We start from the raw sequence: 19,234 nt of genomic DNA, 5'->3' as shown, positions 1-19,234 counted from the left end.
CAGGGTCTTTCGAAGCTTTTCAGCTCGATCGGCGCAAGTGACTTCGCTCCTGCATAAAAGGTGCAGGGTTCAAATTTCAGGCTTGGGTTTTGTGATCCAGAGCCGCGTAAAAGTTGGCGCTCTGTTGCAGATACTTCTGGGTGTAGCTTTGCGCGTGGGATTTTTTGTCGCTGATTTCAATGTTGGCGCTGGCTGGCAGAGCAACAGTGGCAGAGATAGCGGAAGCAGCGATTACGGCGAAGAGATTGAAGTTCATGGCGGTATTCCTCGGATTCAGTTGGTTTGCTTGCCCGGTGGGGCCGTGAAGCAAACTTAACCGTCGAGGTTGGCGTCTTGAAATCTTTTGTAGCATTAGCAGATATCAGCGTCATTAATAGAAGGATGCAAGCCCCATTAACCGAGGCCTGCGTCCTATTGACGCTCCAGGAACTTGAGGTCGCTCGGGGCATCCATCGGCAGCTTTTGCACAGTTTTACCCAGCAGGCCTGTCTTTGAATCGCGCTCGACGACGACAATCTGGTTACTTTTCTGGTTGGCGATCAGCAAGAACTTGCCACTCGGATCGAGGCTGAATTCACGCGGGTGATCACCTTCCACCGAGCGGCGTTGCAGCTCCTTGAGGTGGCCGGTCGCAGGATCGATGGCGAACACCAGCAGCTGATTGACGGTGCCACGGTTGCTGACGTAGAGGAACTTGCCATCGCTCGACGCGTGAAGCGCAGCGGCTGCCTTGTCCGAAGTGGGCTGACCCGTCGCCAATTCGACCATTTGCGTTTGCTCGAGCTTGCCGTCCTTGTAGTCGAACACCGCGACCTGCGCGCTCATTTCCATGGTCAACCACGCGTGTTTGCCATCGGCGCTGAACAGCAAATGACGCGGCCCGCTGCCGGCTGGCAACTGGACGGACGCCGGTGTAGCGGCGGTCAATGGCAGTTCCGGGTTGGCCTTGGGGTCGAAGCGGTAGACAAAGACCTTGTCGGCGCCCAAGTCATTGGAGAACACATACTTGCCGTCCGGCGATGAAATCGTCGAATGCACATGCGCCGACATCTGCCGCTCGGGATTAACCCGGCTGGACGGATGGCTGCTCATCTGCACCACCGATTTGAGCTGGCCGTCGGCGCCCACTGGCAACACCGCCAAAGTGCCGCCCGGATCTTCAGCCACCGAATAGTTGCTGACAAACAGGTGACTGGCTTCAAGGCTGAGGCTCGAATGAGTCGGCTCGTTGCCCAGGCTCTGCACCTGATTGATCGGGCTCAGCGCATGGGTGTTGGGATCGATCGCATAGCTGCTGACGCGCCCTACCGGATCAGCCTGTCCGGGACCGTTTTCGTTGACCACAAACAGGCGATGCTGATCCTTGGACAGGGTCAGCCAGGACGGGTTTTCACTCTTGACCACTTGCAGCGGTTTGGCGTCGATCTGCCCGGTGGCGGCGTTGAAGTTCAGGCGATAGATCCCTTGGCTCTGGCCGGCCGTGTAGGAACCGACCAGCAGCTGATAGTCCTCGGCCGACGCAGTCTGAACGCCCATCGCGCCGACGCTGCCGGCGATCAACAGCGGCCAGAGCCTACGCATCCTCATTCGCTTCTTCCTCGTCGTCACCACTGCGGAACGCGGTCATGCACACCAACCGGTGCTCGCCGGACTGACCGGTGATCAGCCAGCTTTGCAGGGTTGCATCGAAGGTCGCAGCCTCGACCTCGGCCGGGGTGAACTCCCACTGCTTGGGCACGCGGCCGTCGAGGCATTCGATGTGCAGATTGTCGTCTTTATCGAGGGAGAATTCGAAGGCGTGCAGCCCGTCGATCTCTACCATATCGCAGTGTTCGAGGGTGGCGAGCAAGGTGTCGGTAGCGGCAGTCATGGCAGTAATCTTTGAATGGGAAAGACGCAATGATAGCTCATCACACCGCAATGATCGTTCCCACGCTCTGCGTGGGAATGCCTCTTCGGACGCTCTGCGTTCGGCTTTGAAGGGACGCGGAGCGTCCCAGGCTGCATTCCCACGCAGAGCGTGGGAACGATCAGTCACCGTTAGAGGGCGTCGCGGGAGGGTTGGCCGTCCACTAATCGCTGAATGCGCAATGGATTGCCATTCTTCAACGCATCCGGCAGCAAACTGTCGGGGTAGTTCTGGAAGCACACCGGGCGCAGGAAACGGTCGATAGCCAAGGTGCCCACCGAGGTGCCGCGCGCATCGGAAGTTGCCGGATAAGGACCGCCATGGACCATCGAATCGCAGACTTCCACCCCGGTCGGGTAACCGTTGAGCAAGATCCGTCCGACCTTCTGTTCCAGCAATGGTGTCAGCTCGCTGAACTGCTCGAAGTCCGCCGGCTCGCCAATGATCGTCGCCGTCAGCTGCCCGTGCAGGCCGTTCAACGCGGCGCTGAGTTGCGCTTGATTCGCCACTTCGACGAACACCGTGGTCGGGCCGAACACTTCTTCCTGCAGCACTTCATCGCCATTGATCAACAGGCTGACATCGGCTTTGAACAGTTGCGGCTGGGCCTGATTGCCCTGTTGTGCCTGACCGGCCAGATGCTCGATGCCCGGATGAGCGAGTAGTTTTTGCAAGCCTTTGCCATAGCTGCTCAAGGTGCCCGCATTGAGCATCGTTTGCGCAGGTTGATCGCCCATCAGCCCAGCCACCTGTTGCACAAACGCGCTGAACTGCGGCGAGCGAATACCGATGACCAGACCCGGGTTGGTACAGAACTGCCCGCAGCCTTGAACCACCGAGGCCGTCAGGTCCCGAGCGACGGTTTCTGACCGAGTCTCGAGCGCCTGCGGTAAAACGATCACCGGGTTGATGCTCGACATCTCGGCGAACACCGGGATTGGCTGCGCACGTGCAGCAGCCATGTCGCACAACGCACGGCCGCCCTTCAGCGAGCCGGTAAAGCCAACCGCCTGAATCGCCGGATGCTTGACCAGCGCTTCACCAACCCCGCCGCCGTAGATCATGTTGAACACGCCGGCCGGCATGCCGGTTTTCTCTGCGGCGCGGATGATCGCGTCCGCTACCAGTTCGGCAGTTGCCATGTGACCGCTGTGGGCCTTGAACACCACCGGGCAACCGCCGGCCAACGCCGACGCGGTGTCGCCGCCAGCCGTGGAGAACGCCAACGGAAAGTTACTGGCGCCAAACACGGCAACCGGTCCGAGGCCGATGCGGTACTGACGCAAGTCCGGACGCGGCAACGGTATACGCTCAGGTAACGCCAGATCGATCCGCGCACCGTAGAAATCACCGCGACGCAGCACTTGGGCGAACAGACGCATCTGGCCGCTGGTGCGACCGCGTTCGCCTTGAATCCGTGCGGCGGGCAGCGCGGTTTCGCTGCACACCACCGCAACAAAGTCATCACCCAGCGCGTCCAGTTCATCGGCAACCGCATCAAGAAATTGCGCACGACGTTCGGCGCTCAAGCTGCGATACGCCGGATAAGCCGTAGCGGCAGCCTTGGCGGCGGCATCGACTTCTTCCGGGGTCGCCTGGGAGAAATCGTACGGCAACACTTCGCCTGTGCTGGCGTCGACGCTCTGTCGTTTGAGCTGACCGGCCGCACTGCGCTGACCGCCGATGTAGTTGTGACCAAGAATCTGGGGCATGGGTATCTCCTTAAAGGGTGCCGACGGTGCCGGGCTCGAACGCCGCTTCAACGGGTGCAATACCGTTGATCAACGGTGCACCGAACTCGGCCTGACTGATCTCGAAAACGTCACCCGGCTGGGTGCGAATGCCGTCGGCAAAGGACAGGGTCGCGGTGCCGAAAAAGTGAATGTGCACATCGCCCGGACGCAGGAACTGGCTGTACTTGAAATGGTGGTACTCGAGGTTTTCCAGGCTGTGGCACATGTTGGCCTCGCCACTGAGAAACTCGTTCTGCCACAGCACCTCGCCGTCACGCAGGATGCGGCTGGTGCCTGCCAGATGTTGAGGCAATTCGCCGACTCGAAGTTCCGGGCCATAACTGCAACTGCGCAATTTGGAGTGCGCCAGGTACAGGTAATTCTTGCGTTCCATTACATGATCGGAGAACTCGTTACCCACCGCGAAACCGAGGCGATACGGCTTGCCGTCGTGGCCGATGACGTAGAGGCCGCTGAGTTCTGGTTCTTCACCAGCGTCTTCGGCGAACGGCGGCAACGGGAACGGTTGACCCGGTCGAACGACGATGCTGCCGTCACCCTTGTAGAACCATTCCGGTTGCACGCCGGCCTGCCCCGCGGCCGGTTTACCGCCCTCCACGCCCCATTTGAAGATGCGCATGGTGTCGGTCATCGCGGCTTCGTCGCCAACTTGCTGATGCATCTTGTCCCGCGCCGACGCACTGCCCAAATGGGTCAGGCCCGTGCCGCTGACCAGCATGTGCGCAAGATCCGGGTGATCCAGCGGTGGCAGGATGCGCAGCTTGGCCAACAGTTCTGCATAGTCATGGCTGATGCCCAGGCCCAGGGTGTTCACCTGTTGCTCAAGATTGACGCCCGCCTCGATCGCCGCCAACGCCAGGTCGCGAACCGTGCGCGCGTCCTGCACTTCGCGCACCAGACCGTCCTCGACCACGCCAACCCGGCGCTCGCCGTTACTCAATTCGAACTGAACTAAACGCATGAACCTTCTCCTGTTTGCAGATTAAGTGCGGGTAGCGCCACGGGCGCTGGCAGCGAACTGGTCGGCAGGCAGTACGTGCTTGCGCTCCAACAGGCGATAGACCACGCCGGTCAACATCAACCCGAACACCATCACACCTGAAAGAAAATACAGGCCCGAGGCCAGGTTGCCGGTGTACTCCTTGAGCGCGCCGATCACGAATGGACCGATGTAGCCGCCAAGGTTGCCCACCGAGTTGATCAAAGCGATCCCGGCCGCCGCATTGGCACCGGCAAAGAAGCGGCCCGGCAAGGTCCAGAACACCGCGGTGCAGGAAAACAGCGCGAAGGCCACCAGGCACAACGCCGCCAGTTGCAGCACCGGCACCGTCAGCCAGGCACTGAGGAACAGGCCGATGGCACCCAACACATAAAGCACCGCTAAATGGCCGTAGCGATCATTCAAGCGGTCGGAACTGCGCGGAATGATCAGCAAACCGATGATCCCGAAGATGTACGGCACCGACGACACAAAGCCAGTCACCAGATCCGTGCCACCGAACTGCTTGATCAGGGTCGGCAGCCACAAACCCAGGCCGTAAATGCTCAGGGTCACCGGCAGGTAGAACAGCGCCAGCAACAACACCCGTTTGTCCTTGAGGGCGTGCAACGGATTGCCGTGGCGGGTCTGGCCGTATGCCTCAAGATCCTTTTTCAGTTCGCCGGCCAGCCAGTCCTTTTCAGCCTGGTCCATCCACTTCACCTGTTTCGGACCGTCCGGCAGCCAACGCAGCACCGGCCAGGTCAACAGGATTGCCGGGGTACCGATGACGATGAACAGCCACTGCCAGCCATGCAGGCCAAGAATGCCGTCCATGCCGAGCAGACCGCCGGACACCGGGCCGGTGATCAACATGGCGATGGGTTGGGAAAGGATGAACAGTCCAAGGATCTTGCCGCGATGGCGCACCGGGAACCATTGGGTGATGTAGTAGAGAACGCCCGGAAAGAACCCGGCTTCCGCCGCACCGAGCAGAAAGCGCATCACATAGAAACTGTGCGGGCCCTGGACGAAGGCCATGCCGATGGTGATGGCACCCCAGGTGACCATGATCCGCGCGAACCAGCGTCGCGCGCCGAAGCGATCGAGCATCAGGTTACTGGGGATTTCCAACAGGAAGTAGCCAATGAAAAACAGCCCGGCACCCAGACCGTAAGCCGCGTCACCGATACCGAGGTCAGCGCCCATGTGCAGCTTGGCGAAGCCTACGGCGGAGCGATCCACATAGGCGATCAGGTACAGCAGGATCAGGAAGGGAATCAGTTTCAGCGTGATGCGACGAATAAGCCGCAGTTCCTGGCTCATGAGATCGGTCTCCAATTGTTGTTGTTATAGAACCTCGGGGGACGCCTCTCGCGGAAAACCGCCAGGGCTGTCCCTCCGTTGAAATGGACTATATAGTAATACTATTTACGCAACAAGACTTCCAAACGACCGAATTAAAGCCTATGTTACGCCGAAGCTCGACAATATAGTCTTACAATAAGAGAACCGATCATGTCTGATGAGAAACTCACCCTGCGCTCCGCCCAATGGTTTGGCACTGCCGACAAGAACGGCTTCATGTACCGCAGCTGGATGAAGAATCAGGGCATCGCCGATCACCAGTTCCACGGCAAGCCGATCATCGGCATCTGCAACACCTGGTCGGAACTGACCCCGTGCAACGCGCATTTCCGCCAGATTGCGGAGCACGTCAAGCGTGGGGTGATCGAGGCTGGGGGCTTCCCGGTGGAATTCCCGGTGTTCTCCAACGGTGAATCAAACCTGCGCCCGACCGCCATGCTCACCCGTAACCTGGCGAGCATGGACGTCGAAGAAGCGATTCGCGGCAATCCTATTGACGGTGTTGTGCTGCTGACCGGTTGCGACAAAACCACACCGGCGTTGTTGATGGGCGCGGCCAGTTGCGACGTGCCGACGATCGTCGTCACCGGCGGGCCGATGCTCAACGGCAAGCACAAAGGGCAGGACATTGGCTCGGGCACCGTGGTCTGGCAGCTCAGCGAACAGGTGAAAGCCGGCACCATCACTATCGACGATTTCCTCGCCGCCGAGGGTGGCATGTCCCGCTCGGCCGGTACTTGCAACACCATGGGCACTGCCTCGACCATGGCGTGCATGGCTGAAGCCCTCGGCACTTCCCTGCCGCACAACGCGGCGATTCCAGCGGTGGATGCGCGTCGTTATGTGTTGGCGCATATGTCCGGCATGCGGGCGGTGGAGATGGTTCGCGAAGACTTGAAGCTGTCGAAAATCCTTACAAAAGAGGCCTTCGAAAACGCCATTCGCGTGAACGCCGCCATCGGTGGTTCGACCAACGCCGTGATCCATTTAAAAGCCATTGCCGGGCGCATCGGCGTGGAACTGGACCTCGATGACTGGACCCGCATCGGTCGCGGCATGCCGACCATTGTCGACCTGCAACCGTCCGGGCGTTTCCTGATGGAAGAGTTCTACTATGCCGGCGGCCTGCCAGCGGTGCTGCGACGTCTGGGGGAAGCCAACCTGATTCCGAATCCGAATGCGCTGACCGTCAACGGCAAGACCCTCGGCGAGAACACCAAGGACGCACCGATCTACGGTCAGGACGAAGTGATCCGCACCCTCGACAACCCGATCCGCGCTGACGGCGGCATCTGTGTGTTGCGCGGCAACCTGGCGCCCCTCGGTGCGGTGCTCAAGCCCTCCGCCGCCAGCACCGAACTGATGCAACATCGCGGGCGTGCGGTGGTGTTCGAGAACTTCGACATGTACAAGGCACGGATCAACGATCCGGAGCTGGAAGTGGATGCCAACTCGATTCTGGTAATGAAGAATTGTGGGCCAAAGGGTTATCCGGGCATGGCCGAAGTCGGCAACATGGGCTTGCCGGCCAAGCTGCTGGCCCAGGGCGTGACGGACATGGTGCGCATTTCCGACGCGCGCATGAGCGGCACGGCGTACGGCACCGTGGTTTTGCACGTGGCGCCGGAAGCGGCTGCCGGCGGGCCTTTGGCGACAGTGCAGGAAGGTGACTGGATCGAACTCGACTGCGCCAACGGGCGTCTGCACCTGGACATTCCGGACGCCGAACTGGCGGCGCGCATGGCCGATCTGCAACCACCGCAGCAACTGATCGTGGGCGGTTATCGTCAGCTGTACATCGACCATGTGCTGCAGGCGGATCAGGGGTGCGATTTCGACTTCCTGGTGGGTTGCCGCGGTTCTGAAGTCCCCCGCCACTCCCACTAACGCCCCACCGCGAGGGGACGCAGAGCGTCCCTAGATGCATTCCCACGCAGAGCGTGGGAACGATCACCGCGCGCCTGTTATCATGCGCGGCACCCATCGCACAGGATCGCGCCGTTCCCCATGGATTACCGCAAACCCTCCGACCGCAAAAGCATGCATTCGCGCATCGTCCAGGAACTGGGCATGCAGATTGTTTCCGGGCGCTTTAAACCGTGCGACAAATTGCCCCCTGAAGCCCTGCTGTGCGAGGAGTACGCAGTCAGCCGCCCGGTGCTGCGCGAGGCCACTCGCGTACTTGTCGCCAAGGGACTGGTGTATTCCCGTCCGCGGGTCGGCACGGTGGTCAAGCAGCGCAAGGAATGGCACATGCTCGACCCGGACGTTTTGCATTGGCTGATGCAAAGCAGCCCGCAGAATGAGTTTTTCGATTTGCTGACCAGCGTGCGCAGCATCATCGAACCCGCTGCGGCTGCCCTCGCCGCGCAGTTCGCCACGGACGATGACATCGCCTCGATCGGTGAAGCCTACCAACGCATGGAAGCCGCACCGACCCCCGAAGCGCTCTTGCAACCGGACCTGGATTTCCATAGCCGGATTGCTGATGCGACGCACAACGACTTGCTGGCGAACCTGTGCAACATGCTGTCGGTGGCGATTGCCGAAGCCTTGAAGCATTCCAACCAGCGGCCGAATCTGCATGAACTGGCATTGCCACGGCATAAGGCGATTCTGACGGCTATCGAGAATCGTGATGCACTCGGTGCACGGCATGCGACGTTGGTGCAGCTGGATGATGCGCGCAGTGCGCTGAACGTGGTGCTGGGTACCGACCTTTCCTGATCACCACAAATCCTTGTGGGAGCGAGCTTGCTTGCTCCCACAAGGATTTGGTGTGGAATTCGGCATGTAAAAAAGCCGCAACCCTGAGGTTGCGGCTTTTTAGTTTCAGCGATAGATCAGTGTGCAAACAACGAATTACCCTTCTGCCCCGCCAGTTTCTCCGGTTTGATCAGGAACCGTGCCAGCGCTGGCAGCAGCCACAGTGCGCCGAACATGTTCCAGAGCAACATGAAGGTCAGCATCAGGCCCATGTCGGCCTGGAACTTGATGGCTGAGAAGATCCAGGTGCACACACCGATCGCCAGGCACAGCCCGGTGAACAACACGGCTTTACCGGTGGACTTCAGCGTCTGGTAGTACGCCTCTTGCAACGGCAGGCCGGCACGCAGGAAGCTTTCAAGTCGGCTGTAGATGTAGATCCCGTAGTCCACGCCAATTCCCACGCCCAGCGCCACCACCGGCAAGGTTGCGACTTTCACGCCGATGCCCATGAAGGCCATCAGGGCGTTGCCGAGTACCGAGGTGAGTACTAGCGGTAATACGATGCACAAGGTCGCCGCCCAGGAACGGAAGGTGATCATGCACATGGCCGCGACGCAGATGTAGACGAGAATCAGGATGGTCAGCTCGGATTCCTTGATCACCTCGTTGGTGGCCGCCTCGATGCCGGCGTTACCGGCAGCGAGGATGAATTCCAGGCCTTCCTTGTTGTTCTCCTTGGCGAAATCCTGCACTGCATGCACCGCGCGATCCAGGGTTTCGGCCTTGTGATCGTTGAGAAACACCAACACCGGTGCCAATGAGCAACTGTTGTTGTACAGACCATCAGCCCGAGCGATGGAGTTGTTCAGCACGTCCGGGTTACGCGACAGGGTTTCCCATTTCAGGTTGCCTTCGTTCATGCCCTTGATCATCTGCTTGGACACCGTCACCAGCGAGATCGCCGACTGCACGCCCTCGGTGTTCTGCATCTTCCACATCAGCTCGTCGATCGGCGCCATGGCTTCGAAGCGCGAGCAACCTTCAGACTTGGTCTTGACCATCACCACCAACACGTCGGAACTGGTGGAGTAGTTGCTGATGATGAAGTTGTTGTCTTTGTTGTAGCGCGAGTCCGGACGCAGTTCGGGAGCGCCCTGGTCGAGGTCACCGATTTTCAAGTTCTGGCTGTACCAAAGGCCACCACTGAAGGCCAGCAAGGCCAAAACAATCGACACCGGCGCGACTTTCGGGCTGGCAAAGTTCGACAGCAGACGCCAGAACGGGTGCTCGCGGTGTGCGTCTTTCTTGCTGCGTTCGACGGCGCGTTTGCTGATGCCTACGTAGGAAATCGCCACTGGCAGCAGAATCAGGTTGGTGAACACGATCACTGCCACGCCGATGGACGCGCCGATAGCCAGTTCGCGAATCACCCCGATGTCGATGATCAGCAGCGTGATGAAACCCACCGCATCCGCGAGGATCGCAATCATCCCCGGCAGGAACAACTGGCGGAACGTACGCCGCGCCGCGGTCAAAGCGTTGTCCGCCTCGCTGGACTGCAAGGCAATACCGTTGATTTTCTGCACACCGTGGGAAATACCGATGGCGAAGATCAGGAACGGCACCAGCATTGAATACGGATCAAGTCCGAAGCCGAAGAAATGCATCAAACCGAGCTGCCAGACGACCGCCACCAGCGTTGTACTCAACACCGCCACGGTGCTGCGCATGCAGTTGGTGAACCAATACAGCAGGATCAACGTGATGATGAAGGCGACGCCGAAGAACATCACCACCATGACCAGCCCGTCGATCAGGTCGCCGACTTTCTTGGCGAAACCGACGATGTGGATCTGCACGTTAGGGTTTTGGGCTTCAAACTTGTTACGGATCTTGTCTTCGAGTTCGTGAGAGAACTTGCGATAGTCCAGCGCCAGCAACTTGCCTTGGTCCTGCGGGTCCGGGTAGGACTCCAGCAGCGGGATATCGACAATGCTCGACTTGAAGTCGTTGGCCACCAGACGCCCGACCTGACCGGACTTGAGCACGTTGTTGCGCAACAGATCGAGGCTTTGCTGGGAGCCGTTATAGCTCTGTGGAATCACTTCACCACCGGCGAAACCCTCCTCTGTTACTTCGGTCCAGCGTACGCTCGGGCTCCACAGCGACTTCAGGCCGGAACGGTCAACGCCGGAGATGTAGAACACCTCGTCGTTGATCTGGCGCAGGGTCTCCATGTATTCCTTGGAGAAGATGTCGCCGTCGGTGGCTTCCACCGAGATCCGCACCGTGTTGCCCAGGTTCGCCAGATCGTTGCGGTGCTCCATCATCTTTTGAATGAACGGATGGTCGAGCGGGATCATTTTTTCGAAACTGGTGGACGGCCGAATCAGCGTCGCCTGCCAGAACAGAAAAATACTCACCAGCAGGCAGATCACGATCACTGCCGGGCGGTTGTTGAAAATCAGGCGTTCAAGAAACGTCGCCTTGTCTTGGTGATGACTGCTCAAGGATGTCATAGACCCGCCTTTTTATTATTTGCCCGGCTCATTTGGACGACCCATTTTTTCCATTCTCTGCGCCGGTTGGCGAAGTGACGCGAACGCCACCCTGTCCTGCCAGAATCAGATTGCCGTTGCCAGCCGCAGTCACCGCCGAAACGGAAATACGATCCGGACGATTGAACACGCTGAAGGTTTCGCCGTTGTCGTTGCTGCGGATCACGGAGCCGCCGTTACCGACGATCACGATAGAACCGTCGTCGAGTAGCGTGGCGCCGGATAGACCAAATTCCAGCGCACCACGAGCCGCCTTCAACTCGATTGGCTCCCAGGTGGTGCCGAAATCGGTGGAGCGAAACAGATTGCCCCGCAGCCCGTAGGCCAGCAGCGTATTGGCCTGAGCGGTGCCGATCACACCGAACAGCGAACCTTCGTATGGGCCTTCAAGCTTCTCCCAGGTCTGGCCCCAATCGGCGGAGCGGAACATGCTGCCCTGCTCACCGACGATGAACAGACCGGTATCCTTGACCGCGGCAATGGCGTTGAGGTGGTACTGGTCTTCGTTGTCGAGGCGATCGCTGGCGTCTTCCCAGTGCTTGCCGCCGTCGGTGGTTTCCAGCAGCGCACCATAAGCGCCCACGGCAAAGCCGCTGGTGACGTCCTTGAACCAGACGTCGAGCAGCGGCGATTCGCGTTTCAGGTCTTCAAATTGCTTGGTCCAGGTGACGCCACCGTCCTCGCTGGCGAGGATCTGAGCGTCATGGCCGACGGCCCAACCGTGTTTGTCGTCGACAAAAAATACTGAGGTCAGGAGTTGCCGGGTCGGCACCTTGGCCTGGGTCCAGGTCGCGCCCTGGTCATCGGAATACAGAATGTGCCCGCGATCCCCGACCGCCACCAGGCGCTTGCCGGCGTGCACGACGTCGAGCATCAGGCTCTTGCTGGCTTTGGCAGACTCAACGGAATAAACAATGTCGGATGCTGGCGCAGCAGCGGCCAGTACAGGTGCCGACAGCACGGCACAGCCCAACAGCGAGAGCGCTGTAGCCAGCAACGCGAATTTGCGTAATGCCGGCGGGCGGCAAATACCCACACCCATGACAGGCTCACTCATAGACCTTCCCCCATTATTATTGTTAGGTCGTTCAACCTTTCAGGGCGCCGTAAGGGCTGCTCTTTTGGATTGTCTTTTCTGGAGCATAGTCCTGGAATATGCAATCTAGAGCCCCTTCGGAAGCTGGCTTATCCTATCGGGGTTTGGAAAGGTCTGACAATCGACGCCACGTTATCTTTTGTTAACCTGGGGGATATGCGGGCTGGCTGAATGTTTGGGTATCAGGAAGGGTGATTGGGTTTCGGGTTTTGGCTACCGGTGACCAAGGCCCGCAGCAACGCGGGTTCTGTGCGGCTGACCTTGTCATAGAGCGCCGCCAAGGTAGCCAGCAAAACACGTCGATGGCGGCAATAGCTACTTTGTTCATGGCAACGGTCTCCGATGAGCCCCCTGTGAAAGCTTAGTGGGCGATCACAGGGGGCGGCGGGGTAGCCATTTCATTATTCTGATCTATTTTCTTAAGTGAACAGCATTACACCCAAGTGTGTATTTACCCTTCAGCCCAAGGTGTAACCGTTATCGACCTTCCAGTCCTGACCGTAAACACCGCGAGCACCTTGCGACAGTTGAAAGACAATCACATTGGCCACCGCCGCCGCGTCGAGAAAATGACCGGGCACCAGGCGTTTGGTGAGGTGGGTAGCGACGTCTTCAAGCTGATCCTCGCTCAACCCCAGGTTGTCCCACATCGAGGTGGCGGTCGGTCCCGGGGAGACCAGATTGATGCGCACATCAAAGCTCGCGAATTCCACCGCCAGCGTGCGTGCCTGAGCCGCGAGCGCGGCCTTGCTGGCAATGCAGGCGGCCAGCCCGGGGAAGCTCGAACCGGTCAGGAAACTCCCGACAAACACCACCGACGCCGGACTCGCCAATTCACCCCGCAACGCCGCCAGGGTGTTCAACGCCCCGGCGCCGTTGACCGCCCACTGGCGCTGGAAAGCCTGCATATCCAGGCTGTCGGCCATTTCTGCGATCCCCGCGTTGGGCACCAGATAGTCCACGGGGCCCAGCGCCGCAGCGCGCTCGGCCAGCTCGCGCAGGTCTTGCTGATTCGTGACGTCCCCGGCAAACCACTGCAACCGTTCGCCGTAGATCTGCTGCAAGGCCGGCAGTTCACCCAGGGTCCGTGACATCGCCAGCACCTTGACGCCGCGCGGTAACAACGCGGCGCACAGCGCCAGACCAATCCCGGAGCTGGCACCCGTGACCACCGCCAAACGATCCTGAAACTCGGTTTTCATCATTTACTCCTGGACATCGCGGATGCCTAGCACTGGGGACGTAGCGAACGCCTATCTTTGAGCAGATGAAGAAATACCGACTTGACGGCGATCAGATTTTCTCGACGACGCTAGTGTTGTTGCAGCAGCGCGGGAGTGATCTCACTAAAGCGCAGCAAGCGACCACCACCCTGTTCTGCGGCAAGCTTTTCAGCAGCCTCCCGGCTGGAGAAGGACGCCAGCACCACGCCCATCGCGCCTTTGAGTTGGGTGCCGACCACGTAAAACGCGTCCTTGGCGTCAATCAGGTGGGCGTCATCCGGCGCATTCCACGGACTGCGGCCCATGTCGTGGACATACAGTTTTGCATCGCCATGATGATTTTCCGGCTGCAACCACCAACCGATCATTTCCGCCGTGGAGCAGAACTTCTTGATCCCGGCCGGTTCGACCACTTCGCCCTTGGGCCCGGGGAATCCGTTGATGATCATCCCGCAGACGTGGCATTCATCACTGGGATGAAAGGCTGCCGCGGCGTCGCTGTAGGTGGCTTGCGCCGGATTGTCACAGGCCGTCAGCAACAGACACATCATCAGGCCCGCCACCACGCGCACCGTCGTCAGATAAAACGTACTCATCGTCAGTGACTCCAAAAATCATCAAAGGGGAAATTCATGTCGCCCGGCGACGGAACAACAGCCAGGCCGAGCCCAGTGGCGCCGCCACCCACAGCGACAGGCACAGCCAGAGCATCGAACCCGGCATCGGTAAATCGCTGCCCAGGGTCAGCACTCCAGCGGCAGGGGCGCCGGGTTCAAAACCGGAAAGGTTGATCAGGCGATAGATGTCAGCGGGGTTGAGCAGCAGCAACCAGGGCAGCACTTTCGGGTTGAACTGCCCCTCGCTGAGCACCAGCAGCGCCAGCAGTGCCAGGTCGAACACCAGCACGAAAAAGAACCAGACACCCAGCGCCAGCCCGGCCGCCGTGGATTTCTCGGCAGACACACTACTCAGCACATAGGCCAGCCCAAGAAAACCCCAGCCCAGTAACGTCGACGACGCCATGAAACGGCCGAAGGCCCAGAGCAGCAGGCTCAGTTCGACATCGTCCACCAACACGGCAATGGCCAGCATCGCGCAACCGAAACCGATCAACGTCGACAGCGCCAGGATCAACCCGTGGCCGACAAACTTGCCGAGCAGAATCTGCCCGCGGCCCAGGGGGTAGGTCAGCAACAGCAGCAACGTGCCGCTCTCGTCCTCGCCGACGATGGCGTCATAGGCCAACAGCAACGCAATCAACGGCATCAGGAACGTTGCCAGACTGGCGAGGCTGGCGATGGTGGCCGGCACCGAAGTAAAACCCAATTGCCCGGAGGCCGCCGCGCCCAGCCAGGCGATGCCGATGGCCAGCACCGCGAACAACACACTGATCGCCAACAACCAGCGATTGCGCAAACCGTCGCTGAATTCCTTGCGGGCCATGTTCCAGACAGCGTTCATACGGCCTCCCCGATCGGCGCTGCACCGGCGCGGCTCATGTAGTAGCGGTAGATATCTTCCAGAGACGGCTGATGGATTTCCACGTCGGCCGGTTCGTCTTCATTGAGCAGTTGGCGCAACAGCCCGAGCTTGTTGCCATTGAGCGCGGCCACTTCAAGACCTTCGACACCCCAGCGCTGGGTGACGTGACCCGCGTCGTTCCAGCGTTGCTGCAAGGGCCCGGCGTGCTTGAGCCCGTTGGCGCGAATCAGCGTCGGCAACCCGGCTTCCTCACGCAAACTGCGCAGACTGCCGAGGGCCAGCAGGCGACCCTGGGTCAGAATCGCTGCGCGGTTGATATGCGCCTCGACGCCCGGCAACACGTGAGAACAGAGAATGATGCTGGTGCCCTGGATGCGCAGGCGATCGAGCAAGCGATACAGATCCTGGGTAGCGATGGGATCGAGGCCGACGGTCGGCTCGTCGAGCAGCAACAAACGCGGCTCGCCGAGCAGCGCTTGCGCCAGCCCCAAGCGTTGACGCATGCCTTTGGAGTAGGTCTTGACCCGTCGATGCGCCGCACCCGCCAGGCCGACTTCCTCGAGCAGCACTTCCACCTGAGCGGGCGCTGCGCCTTTGAGTCGCGCGAAATGGCGCAAGGTTTCACGACCGCTCAGCTGCGGGTAAAAGGTCACGTTCTCCGGCAGATAACCGAGCAGGCGCCGCACGTGGGGGTCACTGGGCAAACGACCGAACACCCGGACGTGCCCTTCGCTGGGCTGGAGCAGGCCAAGCACCAGTTTCATGCTGGTGGTCTTGCCCGCGCCGTTGTGCCCGAACAAACCCAGCACTTCACCTTCCGCCAGGCGGAGGTTGAGCTGATGCAACACGGTGGCGTGCCCATAACGCTGGCTGACGCCTTCTATATCGATGACGTTCATGCGGCGGGCTCCTGGGTCAGGGTTTGAGTGGATGACTTCATCAGCGGATGACTGTCCAGCACACCCGGCGATTTCATCACCGGAAAGGCTCGTTGCACCCAGCGCAGCAACTCGATACCGGGGCTGTTCATCAACAGCCGCACCTGCGGGTACAGCCACAGCAGACGGTCGACGTTGTCATTGGGTTCGTAGGCGATATCGCCGAGGCCATCGTTGTTGCGGTCCCAGCCCAGATAATCGCTCCAGTAATTGCCTCGGCCATCCGCCGACCATTCCTGCAAGCGGGTGGCGACGTATTTGACCTGCCGGTGATTGCCGACAAATGCGTTGTCGGCGATGCGGTTATCTTCCGAGCCTGCGGTGAGATGGATGCCCACGGCGCTGTGCTCGAAGTGATTGTGTTCAATGCTGTTGAACAGCGAGTTGTAGATGAACAACGCCTTGCCCTCGGCACCGCTGATCATGCTGTCGCCGGTCGAGCCGTCGCGCACGTCAGTGACGAAGTTGTCGCGCAAGGTTGAATAGGTGATGTAGTTCATCAGGATCCCGTAGTTCTGATCCTGCTCGGAGCGATTGCCGATCACCGTGAGCTTGCGGCTTTGCATCAGGGCGTAGCCGGTACGGGTGCGGCGGGTGGTGTTGCCGATCAGTTGGTTATCGTTGGCGAACATGTAATGCACGCCGTAGCGCAGGTCTTCCAGGGTATTGCCCTGCAGCAGGTTGCCGTTCGAGGTGTCGATGTAGATGCCGTCGCGGGTGTCGCGGACCTGATTGCCAATGACCTTGGCGCCATGCACGGCATACAGATGAATGCCGTTGCCACGATCCTGCGAGCGCATCGTCGGATCACCCTGAATGCGGTTGTCGATCAGGCTCACATCCTGAGTGCCGTCGACCCAGATACCGAAACCCTGGCCTTGCAGGCGATTGCCTTTAATCACCGCGCCATGGGCTTTGGGCTGGATGAACAGCGCCGCGTTCATGGCGGTGAGGTCGTGCCCCCAATCCAGAAAAGTGCAGCCCTCGATGCCGACATCCGGCGCACTGATGATCAAGCCGTTGCCCTGCCCCTCTCCCTGGAACACCGCGCCCGGCTCGCAGACAATCTGCATCGGTTGATCGACGCTGAACGAGCCGCGGTATTCTCCCGCCGGCAGGTGCCAGCGTTGCTCGGCGTCCAGCTTCAACGGCAAGCTAGTGACGGGTTGCACCGCCGCCAGCGCGCTGCCGCCAATCGACAGGAGCGCCAGCGCAATGACCTTCATCGGGGTTTGCTTGAAATCGGTCATTGGCCCGCTCCTGTCGATGGGCAACCGTCAGGCCTTCTCGACCAGCATGCGGCCGACCATTTCCATGTGCAGCGCATGGCAGAACCAGCTGCAGTAGTACCAATGCAGGCCAGCCTTGTCGGCAGTGAACGTGATCGACGAAGTCTGTTGCGGGCTGATCTCCATGCTCACCCCGTGGTTGGTCATCACAAAGCCATGGGTCACGTCTTCAATCTTGTCGATGTTGGTGATGATTACGGTGACCTCGTTGCCCTGTTTGACGGTGAATTCCGGCAGGCCGTAAGCCGGAGCCATCGAGGTCATGTAGACGCGGACTTTGTTACCGTCGCGGATGACCTTGTTGTCGGTCTCCAGCTTGATCCCGTCTTTGGTGGCGATCACCACGGTTTCGGCGAAAAACGGGTCGTTGCGGTCCCAGATTTTTTTGGTCCTGATTTGATCACGACGGGCCATGATGCAATCGTGGGGTTCGGCGAAGGCCGGGCCGTCGTGCACCAGTTTCATTTCCTCGCCGGAAATATCGATCAGCTGATCGTTTTCCGGGTGCAGCGGGCCGGTCGGCAGGAAGCGGTCTTTGGAAAACTTGCTGAGGACCATCAACCATTGACCGTCGGCCTCACGGGTTTCGGTCAGCGACGCATGGTTGTGGCCCGGTTGGTACTGCACGTCGAGTTTCTGCTTGATGTAGTTGACCTTCTCGCCGGTGTAGGCGCGAACGGCCTCCTCCACGTTCCACTTCACCACCTGACTGTCGATAAACAGCGTGGTGTAGGCATTACCGCGGCCGTCGTAGGTGGTGTGAAGCGGGCCCAGACCCAGTTCCGGTTCGCCGACCACCGCGTCACGCGGGTCCTTTAGTTTGTCGTCGAACAGATCATCGAGCTTGGCGGTGGCGATGATCGTGCAAGTGGGCGAGAGTTTGCCGGCGGCAATGAAGTACTTGCCATCGGGCGTCATGTTGATCCCGTGGGGGTTCTTCGGCACGGGGATATAACGCGTGAACGCGCTGTCCTTGCCCTCGTTTTTACGACCGTCGACCACCGGGACTTTGGAGCCGTCCAGGGTAATGAACTTGCCCGCCTTGATCGCCGCTTCGATGCGCTGGATGTTGAACACCACCACCCAGTCACGCTCATTGCGCATCATGCCGCCCAGGTCGTAGGCCTTCTCCGAGTTGTAGCAGGTCGAAGCCGCGTACTTGCCGGTGTAGTCGGCGTCGGTGTTATCCAGGTTGCCGTCGACGATGACCTGGAAGGCCATCTCCATCTTCTCGGCATCAATGGCGTTGAACATCGTGTAGCTGTTTTTGTCCTGCAGGTCGAAGGTACTGCCGTCATTGGGGTGCGGAATGACGAACTCGGCATTGGCGAATACGTACTGGGTGTGCGGCACTTTCTGCAGGCGCAGCCCGTGAACGGCCTGAACGTTGGGCACGGTGAGCATCTTGTCGCACTTCATGATGTCCAGACGGATACGCGCAACGCGGCTGTTGGCTTTGTCATTGATGAACAGGTACTTGCCGTCGTACTTGCCGTCGGTCATGGACAAATGCGGGTGGTGGCAGTCGCCATTCTGGAAATGCGCGCTGTCGCCCATGATCCGTTTGCTTTCGTTGGTCAGGCCCCAGCCGGTGGCGGAATCGACGTTGAACACCGGGACACGCAACAACTCGCGCATCGACGGAATGCCCATGATCCGCACTTCACCCTGATGACCGCCGCTCCAGAAACCGTAGTACTGATCCAGTTCGCCCGGCCCGACGTGGGTTTTCAGTTGCGCGTCCTTGGCCGCTGCCGCCCAGGTCTCGCGAGTGAAGACCGCGCCGCCGATGGCCGTGGCACCGGCCAGTACCGCGCCGGTGACCGCACTGGTGCCCAGGAAGCCGCGACGACTGAGGCCGGTCGGTTCCGGCACTTCAGTGGTTTTTTTGGATTCTGTGTCGTTCATCAGGTGTGTTCCTTGAAGGGA

Annotated in this window: 16 protein-coding genes; 2 read left to right on the top strand and 14 right to left on the bottom strand. The window is 59.8% G+C overall.

The window, feature by feature from the left end:
* Positions 1 to 76: 76 nt before the first annotated feature.
* The 6 genes from ACYZTR_RS12920 to ACYZTR_RS12895 all read right to left on the bottom strand — a co-directional run bounded on the left by ACYZTR_RS12920 (position 77) and on the right by ACYZTR_RS12895 (position 5,968).
* Complete coding sequence (locus tag ACYZTR_RS12920) at positions 77 to 256, bottom strand: hypothetical protein (RefSeq protein ID WP_461979320.1); 180 nt, start codon at positions 254 to 256, stop codon at positions 77 to 79.
* A 155-nt stretch (positions 257 to 411) separates the two neighbouring features.
* A complete protein-coding gene (locus tag ACYZTR_RS12915) occupies positions 412 to 1,581 on the bottom strand; it encodes a lactonase family protein (RefSeq protein ID WP_461979706.1) in 1,170 nt (389 codons plus the stop codon).
* Complete coding sequence (locus ACYZTR_RS12910; protein ID WP_461979318.1) at positions 1,574 to 1,870, bottom strand: DUF5629 family protein; 297 nt, start codon at positions 1,868 to 1,870, stop codon at positions 1,574 to 1,576. Before ACYZTR_RS12910 ends, ACYZTR_RS12915 begins: the two co-directional genes overlap by 8 nt.
* Positions 1,871 to 2,040: 170 nt before the next feature.
* Positions 2,041 to 3,621, bottom strand: coding sequence for an aldehyde dehydrogenase (NADP(+)) (locus ACYZTR_RS12905; RefSeq protein ID WP_461979316.1), 1,581 nt, complete (start codon positions 3,619 to 3,621; stop codon positions 2,041 to 2,043).
* A gap of 10 nt (positions 3,622 to 3,631) precedes the next feature.
* Complete coding sequence (gene araD1, locus ACYZTR_RS12900) at positions 3,632 to 4,624, bottom strand: AraD1 family protein (protein ID WP_461979314.1); 993 nt, start codon at positions 4,622 to 4,624, stop codon at positions 3,632 to 3,634.
* Positions 4,625 to 4,645: 21 nt separating this feature from the next.
* The gene (locus tag ACYZTR_RS12895) at positions 4,646 to 5,968 is read right to left on the bottom strand and encodes an MFS transporter (protein WP_461979312.1); all 1,323 of its coding nucleotides are present in this window, start codon (positions 5,966 to 5,968) and stop codon (positions 4,646 to 4,648) included.
* Between the two features lie 192 nt (positions 5,969 to 6,160).
* Here ACYZTR_RS12895 and ACYZTR_RS12890 point away from each other — a divergent pair, with 192 nt between their 5' ends.
* Together ACYZTR_RS12890 and ACYZTR_RS12885 are read left to right on the top strand one after the other, a co-directional pair.
* Entirely contained in the window at positions 6,161 to 7,897 is a 1,737-nt protein-coding gene (locus tag ACYZTR_RS12890; protein ID WP_461979310.1) for an IlvD/Edd family dehydratase, read from the top strand.
* 120 nt (positions 7,898 to 8,017) lie between these two features.
* Positions 8,018 to 8,737 (top strand): FadR/GntR family transcriptional regulator, encoded by a 720-nt coding sequence (locus tag ACYZTR_RS12885; protein WP_461979308.1) that lies wholly within the window; start codon positions 8,018 to 8,020, stop codon positions 8,735 to 8,737.
* A gap of 116 nt (positions 8,738 to 8,853) precedes the next feature.
* Here the strand turns inward: ACYZTR_RS12885 and ACYZTR_RS12880 are convergent, their stop codons facing one another.
* From ACYZTR_RS12880 to nosZ, 8 genes are all read right to left on the bottom strand, one after another.
* Positions 8,854 to 11,238: an efflux RND transporter permease subunit gene (locus ACYZTR_RS12880; RefSeq protein WP_461979306.1), complete on the bottom strand. Its 2,385-nt coding sequence runs from the start codon at positions 11,236 to 11,238 to the stop codon at positions 8,854 to 8,856.
* A 28-nt stretch (positions 11,239 to 11,266) separates the two neighbouring features.
* Positions 11,267 to 12,334 (bottom strand): WD40/YVTN/BNR-like repeat-containing protein, encoded by a 1,068-nt coding sequence (locus tag ACYZTR_RS12875; protein ID WP_461979304.1) that lies wholly within the window; start codon positions 12,332 to 12,334, stop codon positions 11,267 to 11,269.
* A 497-nt stretch (positions 12,335 to 12,831) separates the two neighbouring features.
* Positions 12,832 to 13,575 (bottom strand): SDR family NAD(P)-dependent oxidoreductase, encoded by a 744-nt coding sequence (locus tag ACYZTR_RS12870; RefSeq protein WP_461979302.1) that lies wholly within the window; start codon positions 13,573 to 13,575, stop codon positions 12,832 to 12,834.
* A 110-nt stretch (positions 13,576 to 13,685) separates the two neighbouring features.
* The gene (locus ACYZTR_RS12865) at positions 13,686 to 14,192 is read right to left on the bottom strand and encodes a nitrous oxide reductase accessory protein NosL (protein WP_461979301.1); all 507 of its coding nucleotides are present in this window, start codon (positions 14,190 to 14,192) and stop codon (positions 13,686 to 13,688) included.
* A gap of 34 nt (positions 14,193 to 14,226) precedes the next feature.
* The gene (locus tag ACYZTR_RS12860) at positions 14,227 to 15,057 is read right to left on the bottom strand and encodes an ABC transporter permease (RefSeq protein WP_461979300.1); all 831 of its coding nucleotides are present in this window, start codon (positions 15,055 to 15,057) and stop codon (positions 14,227 to 14,229) included.
* Entirely contained in the window at positions 15,054 to 15,977 is a 924-nt protein-coding gene (locus ACYZTR_RS12855; RefSeq protein ID WP_461979298.1) for an ABC transporter ATP-binding protein, read from the bottom strand. The genes ACYZTR_RS12860 and ACYZTR_RS12855 overlap by 4 nt, the downstream gene beginning before the upstream one ends.
* Positions 15,974 to 17,266, bottom strand: a complete 1,293-nt coding sequence (locus tag ACYZTR_RS12850; RefSeq protein ID WP_461979296.1) for a nitrous oxide reductase family maturation protein NosD — start codon at positions 17,264 to 17,266, stop codon at positions 15,974 to 15,976. The genes ACYZTR_RS12855 and ACYZTR_RS12850 overlap by 4 nt, the downstream gene beginning before the upstream one ends.
* A gap of 27 nt (positions 17,267 to 17,293) precedes the next feature.
* The gene (nosZ, locus tag ACYZTR_RS12845; RefSeq protein ID WP_461979704.1) at positions 17,294 to 19,216 is read right to left on the bottom strand and encodes a TAT-dependent nitrous-oxide reductase; all 1,923 of its coding nucleotides are present in this window, start codon (positions 19,214 to 19,216) and stop codon (positions 17,294 to 17,296) included.
* Positions 19,217 to 19,234: the final 18 nt, after the last annotated feature.

This window comes from Pseudomonas sp. Hz4, assembly GCF_054898165.1.
Note: the sequence above shows the minus strand (reverse complement) of the source record. Positions and strands in the feature narration are given on the sequence as shown.

What these genes read in the sequence shown, in the direction of transcription:
- ACYZTR_RS12865 (WP_461979301.1), bottom strand. Translation starts at nt 14,192, where the DNA reads ATGAGTACGTTTTATCTGACGACGGTGCGCGTGGTGGCGGGCCTGATG.
- araD1 (WP_461979314.1), bottom strand. Translation starts at nt 4,624, where the DNA reads ATGCGTTTAGTTCAGTTCGAATTGAGTAACGGCGAGCGCCGGGTTGGC.
- ACYZTR_RS12880 (WP_461979306.1), bottom strand. Translation starts at nt 11,238, where the DNA reads ATGACATCCTTGAGCAGTCATCACCAAGACAAGGCGACGTTTCTTGAA.
- ACYZTR_RS12920 (WP_461979320.1), bottom strand. Translation starts at nt 256, where the DNA reads ATGAACTTCAATCTCTTCGCCGTAATCGCTGCTTCCGCTATCTCTGCC.
- ACYZTR_RS12855 (WP_461979298.1), bottom strand. Translation starts at nt 15,977, where the DNA reads ATGAACGTCATCGATATAGAAGGCGTCAGCCAGCGTTATGGGCACGCC.
- ACYZTR_RS12860 (WP_461979300.1), bottom strand. Translation starts at nt 15,057, where the DNA reads ATGAACGCTGTCTGGAACATGGCCCGCAAGGAATTCAGCGACGGTTTG.
- ACYZTR_RS12895 (WP_461979312.1), bottom strand. Translation starts at nt 5,968, where the DNA reads ATGAGCCAGGAACTGCGGCTTATTCGTCGCATCACGCTGAAACTGATT.
- ACYZTR_RS12890 (WP_461979310.1), top strand. Translation starts at nt 6,161, where the DNA reads ATGTCTGATGAGAAACTCACCCTGCGCTCCGCCCAATGGTTTGGCACT.
- ACYZTR_RS12875 (WP_461979304.1), bottom strand. Translation starts at nt 12,334, where the DNA reads ATGAGTGAGCCTGTCATGGGTGTGGGTATTTGCCGCCCGCCGGCATTA.
- ACYZTR_RS12910 (WP_461979318.1), bottom strand. Translation starts at nt 1,870, where the DNA reads ATGACTGCCGCTACCGACACCTTGCTCGCCACCCTCGAACACTGCGAT.
- ACYZTR_RS12905 (WP_461979316.1), bottom strand. Translation starts at nt 3,621, where the DNA reads ATGCCCCAGATTCTTGGTCACAACTACATCGGCGGTCAGCGCAGTGCG.
- ACYZTR_RS12870 (WP_461979302.1), bottom strand. Translation starts at nt 13,575, where the DNA reads ATGAAAACCGAGTTTCAGGATCGTTTGGCGGTGGTCACGGGTGCCAGC.
- ACYZTR_RS12915 (WP_461979706.1), bottom strand. Translation starts at nt 1,581, where the DNA reads ATGCGTAGGCTCTGGCCGCTGTTGATCGCCGGCAGCGTCGGCGCGATG.
- ACYZTR_RS12850 (WP_461979296.1), bottom strand. Translation starts at nt 17,266, where the DNA reads ATGACCGATTTCAAGCAAACCCCGATGAAGGTCATTGCGCTGGCGCTC.
- ACYZTR_RS12885 (WP_461979308.1), top strand. Translation starts at nt 8,018, where the DNA reads ATGGATTACCGCAAACCCTCCGACCGCAAAAGCATGCATTCGCGCATC.